Consider the following 6,960-nt stretch of genomic DNA (forward strand, 5'->3'; position numbering starts at 1 on the left):
CGGCCCCCCCCCCCCCCCCCCCCCCCGTTTCTGGATCATCACCGTGATTCTCGTGCTGATCGGCCTTGCCACCCTGAAGCTGAGGTAGAACGAGTGTCTCTGATCGCTTCTGACCACTTCCGCATCGTTGTCGGCCTCGGCAACAGCGGCATGTCCCAGGTTCGCTTCCTGGCGACCCGGGGCACGTCGTTTGCCGTGGCCGACACGCGGGAAAATCCACCGGAACTGGCCACGCTCAAGCGTGACTATCCGCACGTGGAAGTGCGTTGTGGCGAGCTGGACGTCGAATTCCTGTGCCGTGCCGACGAGCTCTACGTGAGCCCCGGTCTGGCGCTGGCGACCCCGGCCCTGCAAGCCGCCGCGGCCCGTGGCGTGAAACTGTCCGGCGACATCGAGCTGTTCGCGCGTAACGCGCAGGCGCCCATTGTCGCGATCAGCGGTTCCAACGCGAAAAGCACCGTCACCACCCTGGTCGGCGAGATGGCGGCTGCGGCCGGCAAACACGTCGCTGTTGGCGGTAACCTCGGCACCCCGGCGCTGGACCTGCTCAGCGACGACGTCGAGCTGTACGTGATGGAGCTGTCGAGCTTCCAACTGGAAACCACCGACCAGCTCAACGCTGAAGTGGCGACCGTGCTGAACATCAGCGAAGACCACATGGATCGCTACAGCGGTCTGCCGGCCTACCACCTCGCCAAGCACCGGATTTTCCGTGGCGCCAGGCAGTTTGTGGTCAACCGTCAGGATGCGTTGACCCGTCCGCTGATCGGCGAGGGCCAGCCATGCTGGACATTCGGCCTGACCAAACCGGATTTCAAGGCATTCGGTATCCGCGAAGAAGACGGCGAGAAATATCTGGCCTTCGAATTCCAGAACCTGATGCCAGTGCGTGAGCTGAAGATTCGCGGCGCGCATAACCAGTCCAACGCCCTCGCGGCGCTGGCGCTCGGTCATGCCGTGGGCTTGCCATTCGATGCGATGCTCTCGGCCTTGCGTACCTTTGCCGGCCTCGAACATCGCTGCCAGTGGGTGCGTGATCTCGACGGCGTCGCTTACTACAACGATTCCAAAGCCACCAACGTTGGCGCTGCACTGGCGGCCATCGAAGGTCTGGGCGCGGACATCGACGGCAAGGTCATCCTGATCGCCGGCGGCGATGGCAAGGGTGCCGAATTCAATGATCTGCGTGCTCCGGTGGCGGCCAACTGCCGCGCCGTGATCCTGATGGGCCGCGACTCCGACAAGATCGGCGAAGCCATCGGTGATGCCGTGCCATTGATTCGTGCGACCTCGCTGGTCGACGCCGTTGCGCAATGCCGCGCCGCCGCCCAGCCGGGTGACGTGGTGCTGTTGTCGCCGGCCTGCGCCAGTTTCGACATGTTCAAGAATTACGAAGACCGTGGTCACCAGTTCGTCCGCGCCGTGGAGGATCTGGCATGAGCCTGCGCAATATCATCAAGCCGTATCCGTCGCCGATCATCACCGGGCGCGGCATCGACCTCGACTTCCCGATGCTCGCCGGTTGTCTGGCGCTGCTCGGTCTCGGCCTGATCATGATTGCCTCGGCGTCCACCGAAGTGGGTGCGGCGCAGTCGGGCAGTGCCCTGTATTACATGACTCGCCACCTTATTTATGTGGTGTTGGGTCTGGGCGCGTGCATCGTCACCATGATGATTCCGATCGCCACCTGGCAACGCCTCGGCTGGCTGATGTTGATTGGTGCTTTCGGCTTGCTGGTGATGGTGATCATCCCGGGCATCGGCCGCGAAGTTAACGGCTCGATGCGCTGGATCGGTTTCAGCTTCTTCAACGTGCAGCCGTCCGAGATCGCCAAAGTATTCGTGGTGATCTACCTCGCCGGTTATCTGGTGCGGCGTCAGAAAGAAGTGCGCGAGAGCTGGATGGGCTTCTTCAAGCCGTTCATCGTGCTGCTGCCAATGGCCGGTCTGTTGCTGATGGAGCCGGACTTCGGTGCCACCGTCGTGATGATGGGCGCAGCGGCGGCGATGCTGTTCCTCGGCGGGGTCGGCTTGTTCCGCTTTTCGCTGATGGTGGTGTTGGCGGTCGGCGCCGTGGTCTTGCTGATTCAGATGCAGCCGTACCGGATGGCGCGTCTGACCAACTTCGCCGACCCGTGGGCCGACCAGTTCGGCGCCGGTTATCAGTTGTCGCAAGCGTTGATTGCGTTCGGTCGCGGTGAGTGGCTCGGCGTCGGTCTGGGCAACAGCGTGCAGAAGCAGTTCTACCTGCCGGAAGCACACACCGACTTCGTGTTCTCGGTTCTCGCTGAAGAACTCGGCGCGGTCGGTTCGTTGTGCACAGTCGCACTGTTCGTGTTCGTGTGTATTCGCGGCATGTACATCGGCTTGTGGGCCGAAAAAGCCAAGCAGTTCTTCGCCGCGTATGTGGCTTACGGTCTGTCGTTCCTGTGGATCGGTCAGTTCCTGATCAACATCGGTGTGAACGTCGGTCTGCTGCCAACCAAGGGTCTGACCTTGCCGTTCCTCAGTTACGGCGGCAGCTCGCTGGTGATCTGCTGCGCCTGTCTTGGCTTGTTGCTGAGGATCGAGTGGGAGAGCCGAACCCATCTGGGCAGTGAAGAAATGGAATTCCATGAGAGCGACTTCGCCGAGGAGCCGAATCATGGGCGCTAACGTATTGATCATGGCCGGCGGAACCGGCGGCCACGTGTTCCCGGCGCTGGCTTGTGCCCGCGAGTTTCAGGCGCGCGGCTACACCGTGCACTGGCTCGGCACGCCACGCGGTATCGAAAACGAACTGGTGCCGGCCGCAGGGCTGGAACTGCACCGGATCAACGCCACTGGCCTGCGCGGCAAGGGCAAGCTGTCGCTGCTCAAGGCGCCATTCATGCTGCTGAAATCGGTGTGGCAGGCGCGGGCGATCATTCGTCGCTTGAAGCCGGTGTGTGTGGTCGGCTTCGGTGGTTATGTGACTGGCCCCGGCGGTCTCGCCGCGAAACTGGCCGGTGTGCCGGTGATCGTTCACGAGCAGAACGCTGTGGCCGGCACCGCCAATCGGTTGCTGGTGCCGTTCGCCGCCCGGGTGTGTGAAGCGTTCCCCGACACCTTTACTCTGTCGGACACCCGCCGTACCACCGGAAACCCGGTGCGCAGCGAGCTGTTCCTCGACACATCGCGACCTGCTCTGGCCGGTCGCAAAGCGCGTTTGCTGATCCTCGGCGGAAGCCTGGGCGCAGAACCGTTGAACAAGTTGCTGCCTGAAGCCCTGGCCCAAGTCGCTGCCGATTTGCGCCCGGAAGTGTTTCATCAGGCCGGCAAAAACCACGATGAAGTGACTGCAGAGCGCTACCGCGCCGCCGGCGTGGAAGCGCAGGTGCAGCCGTTCATCAAAGACATGGCCCAAGCCTATGGCTGGGCTGACCTGGTGGTGTGCCGTGCAGGCGCGTTGACCATCAGTGAGCTGGCTGCCGCCGGTCTGCCCTCGATGCTGGTGCCTTTGCCCCACGCGATCGACGATCACCAGACCCGCAACGCCGATTATTTGGCCCGCGATGGCGCTGCCTTCCTGATGCCGAAAAGAACGACCGGTGCCGCGGATCTTGCCGCGCGCCTGACAGAGGTCTTGATGCAACCGCAACGACTCGAAGATATGGCCCAAGCGGCCCGCCGTCTGGCGAAACCCGATGCCACCCGTAGCGTGGTCGATACCTGCCTGGAGGTGGCCCATGGTTGAGAATCAGAAAGCCATGCCGCAACCGGAAATGCGCCGCATCCGTCGCATCCACTTCGTCGGTATCGGCGGCGTGGGCATGTGCGGGATTGCCGAAGTGTTGTTGAACCTGGGCTATGAAGTGTCCGGTTCCGACCTGAAAGCGTCGCCGGTCACCGAGCGTCTGGAGTCGTTCGGCGCACACATCTACATCGGCCACCGTGCCGAAAACGCCGCGACCGCTGATGTACTGGTGGTGTCGAGCGCTGTGAACACCTCCAACCCGGAAGTCGCGACTGCGCTTGAGCGTCGTATCCCGGTGGTGCCGCGTGCCGAAATGCTCGCCGAGCTGATGCGCTATCGCCACGGCATCGCCGTCGCCGGTACTCACGGCAAAACCACCACCACCAGCCTGATCGCTTCGGTGTTCGCCGCCGGTGGGCTGGATCCGACCTTCGTGATCGGTGGCCGTCTGAATGCGGCGGGCACCAATGCCCAGCTCGGCACCAGTCGTTACCTGATCGCCGAAGCCGACGAAAGCGATGCGAGCTTCCTGCACCTGCAACCGCTGGTGGCCGTGGTCACCAACATCGACGCCGACCACATGGCGACCTACGACGGTGACTTCAACAACCTGAAGAAAACCTTCGTCGAGGTCCTGCACAACCTGCCGTTCTACGGTCTGGCGGTGATGTGCCTGGACGATCCGGTGGTGCGTGAAATCCTTCCGCTGGTCAAGCGTCCGACTGTGACCTACGGCTTCAGCGAAGACGCCGACGTGCGCGCGATCAATGTGCGTCAGCAAGGCATGCAGACCTTCTTCACCGTGCTGCGTCCTGACCGCGAGCCGCTGGATGTGTCCGTGAACATGCCGGGCAACCACAACGTGCTCAACTCGCTGGCGACCATTTGCATCGCCACTGACGAAGGCGTCAGTGACGAAGCCATCGTCCAGGGCCTGTCGGGCTTCCAGGGTGTTGGTCGACGTTTTCAGGTCTACGGCGAACTGCCGGTGGACGGCGGCAACGTGATGCTCGTCGATGACTACGGTCACCACCCGACCGAAGTCGCCGCCGTGATCAAAGCCGTGCGCGGTGGCTGGCCGGAGCGCCGTCTGGTGATGGTTTACCAGCCGCACCGTTACAGCCGCACCCGTGATCTGTACGACGACTTCGTCAATGTACTGGCCGATGCCAACGTGCTGCTGCTGATGGAAGTCTATCCGGCGGGCGAAGAGCCGATCCCGGGTGCCGACAGCCGCAAGCTGTGCAACAGCATCCGCCAGCGCGGTCAGCTCGACCCGATCTACATCGAGCGTGGTGTCGATCTGGCGCCGCTGGTCAAGCCGCTGCTGCGTGCCGGCGACATTCTGCTGTGCCAGGGCGCCGGTGATATCGGCGGCCTCGCGCCGAAGCTGCTGAAAAGTGAATTGTTCGCTGGCGCCGTGGCGGCGTCGGTCGAGGGGAAGTTGAAATGACTGCTGCCTACGCCAAGCTGTTTTCCACTGTCGCGCCGAAAGACTTCGGCCGCGTTGCCGTGCTCTTCGGCGGTCTGAGTGCCGAGCGTGAGGTGTCGCTGAAATCCGGTAACGCCGTGCTCGACGCGCTGCAAAGCGCTGGCGTGGACGCGTTCGGCATCGATGTCGGCGCCGATATTCTGCAGCGTCTGCTGAGTGAAAAAATCGACCGCGCGTTCATCATTCTTCACGGCCGTGGCGGTGAAGACGGCAGCATGCAGGGCCTGCTCGAAGTCGCCGGGATTCCCTACACCGGCAGCGGCATTCTGGCCTCGGCGCTGGCGATGGACAAATTGCGTACCAAGCAGGTCTGGCACAGCCTCGGGATTCCGACGCCGCGTCACGCCGTGCTGTGCAGCGAAGCCGATTGTATTTCCGCGGCGACGGAACTGGGCTTCCCTTTGATCGTCAAACCGGCGCATGAAGGTTCAAGTATCGGGATGGCCAAAGTGAGTTCTGCGTCCGAGTTGATCGACGCATGGAAAGCGGCCAGTACCTACGATTCGCAAGTTTTGGTCGAGCAATGGATTCAAGGTCCGGAGTTCACCATCGCCACCCTGCGTGACCAGGTGTTGCCTCCGATTGCCCTGGGTACACCGCACACGTTCTACGACTACGACGCCAAGTACATCGCCAACGATACCCAGTACCGCATTCCGTGCGGGCTGGACGCGGACAAAGAACAGGAACTCATGGATCTCACGGCCAAGGCCTGTGAGGCGCTGGGTATTGCCGGTTGGGGCAGGGCGGACGTGATGCAGGACGCCGACGGGCAGTTCTGGTTCCTCGAAGTGAATACCGCCCCGGGCATGACCGATCACAGCCTGGTGCCGATGGCGGCCCGTGCGGCCGGTCTGGATTTCCAGCAACTGGTTCTGGCCATTCTGGCCGCCAGTGTTGAAGACGCTAGAGGTTAAGACGATGCAAGGCGCTCAGCTCAGACATCAGCCACCCGCACCCGGCCGCAAGCCGGTGCCGCGGGGTGCCAGCCGAATGGTGGCCAAAGAGCCGATGTCCGCGCGCCTGCCGAAAGCCAACTTCGGTTTTCTCAAAAGCCTGTTCTGGCCAGTGCTGCTGGTGGCGCTCGGGTTCGGTACTTACGAAGGCGCACAGCGTTTGCTGCCGTACGCCGACCGGCCGATCACCAAGATCGCCGTGCAGGGCGACCTGAGCTACATCAGCCAGCAAGCGGTGCAACAGCGAATCGCCCCGTACGTGGCGTCTAGCTTCTTCACCATCGACCTGGCGGGCATGCGCACCGAGCTTGAGCAAATGCCCTGGATCGCCCACGCCGAAGTGCGCCGGGTGTGGCCGGATCAAGTGGTGATCCGCCTCGAAGAGCAACTGCCGGTGGCCCGTTGGGGCGACGAGTCGTTGCTGAACAACCAGGGCCAGGCGTTTACGCCCAAGGAGCTGGCGAACTACGAACACCTGCCACAGCTGTTCGGCCCTCAACGGGCTCAGCAGCAAGTGATGCAGCAGTATCAGGTCTTGAGCCAGATGCTGCGGCCGTTGGGCTTCTCGATCGCACGCCTGGAATTGCGTGAACGCGGAAGCTGGTTCCTGACCACCGGTGCCGGCAGCTCCGGCCCCGGCATCGAGTTGCTGCTGGGACGCGGCAACCTGGTGGAAAAGATGCGCCGCTTCATCGCCATCTATGACAAGACGCTCAAAGAACAGATTACGAAATTTGGGATGATCTATCTTCTGTACTCCATTGTCTTATGTGTTTGTTGTATGGATTCTTTTGCTTG

General features: G+C 62.4%; 6 protein-coding genes. All 6 read left to right on the forward strand.

From position 1 onward, the window contains the following. Nucleotides 1-93 precede the first annotated feature (93 nt). Nucleotides 94-1,440, forward strand: a complete 1,347-nt coding sequence (gene murD, locus ACIONG_RS29425) for a UDP-N-acetylmuramoyl-L-alanine--D-glutamate ligase (RefSeq protein WP_401304445.1) — start codon at nucleotides 94-96, stop codon at nucleotides 1,438-1,440. After that, nucleotides 1,437-2,654: a putative lipid II flippase FtsW gene (gene ftsW / locus ACIONG_RS29430; protein WP_103306213.1), complete on the forward strand. Its 1,218-nt coding sequence runs from the start codon at nucleotides 1,437-1,439 to the stop codon at nucleotides 2,652-2,654. The genes murD and ftsW overlap by 4 nt, the downstream gene beginning before the upstream one ends. After that, nucleotides 2,644-3,714: an undecaprenyldiphospho-muramoylpentapeptide beta-N-acetylglucosaminyltransferase gene (gene murG, locus ACIONG_RS29435; protein ID WP_401304449.1), complete on the forward strand. Its 1,071-nt coding sequence runs from the start codon at nucleotides 2,644-2,646 to the stop codon at nucleotides 3,712-3,714. The genes ftsW and murG overlap by 11 nt, the downstream gene beginning before the upstream one ends. Next, nucleotides 3,707-5,167: a UDP-N-acetylmuramate--L-alanine ligase gene (gene murC / locus ACIONG_RS29440; RefSeq protein ID WP_401304452.1), complete on the forward strand. Its 1,461-nt coding sequence runs from the start codon at nucleotides 3,707-3,709 to the stop codon at nucleotides 5,165-5,167. Before murG ends, murC begins: the two co-directional genes overlap by 8 nt. Continuing rightward, nucleotides 5,164-6,123: a D-alanine--D-alanine ligase gene (locus tag ACIONG_RS29445; protein WP_213026543.1), complete on the forward strand. Its 960-nt coding sequence runs from the start codon at nucleotides 5,164-5,166 to the stop codon at nucleotides 6,121-6,123. The genes murC and ACIONG_RS29445 overlap by 4 nt, the downstream gene beginning before the upstream one ends. 4 nt (nucleotides 6,124-6,127) lie before the next feature. Next, a partial coding sequence (locus tag ACIONG_RS29450; RefSeq protein WP_401304455.1) for a cell division protein FtsQ/DivIB occupies nucleotides 6,128-6,960 on the forward strand: 833 nt, incomplete at its 3' end.

It is taken from the genome of Pseudomonas sp. NPDC087817, assembly GCF_044742875.1.
Lineage (GTDB): Bacteria > Pseudomonadota > Gammaproteobacteria > Pseudomonadales > Pseudomonadaceae > Aquipseudomonas.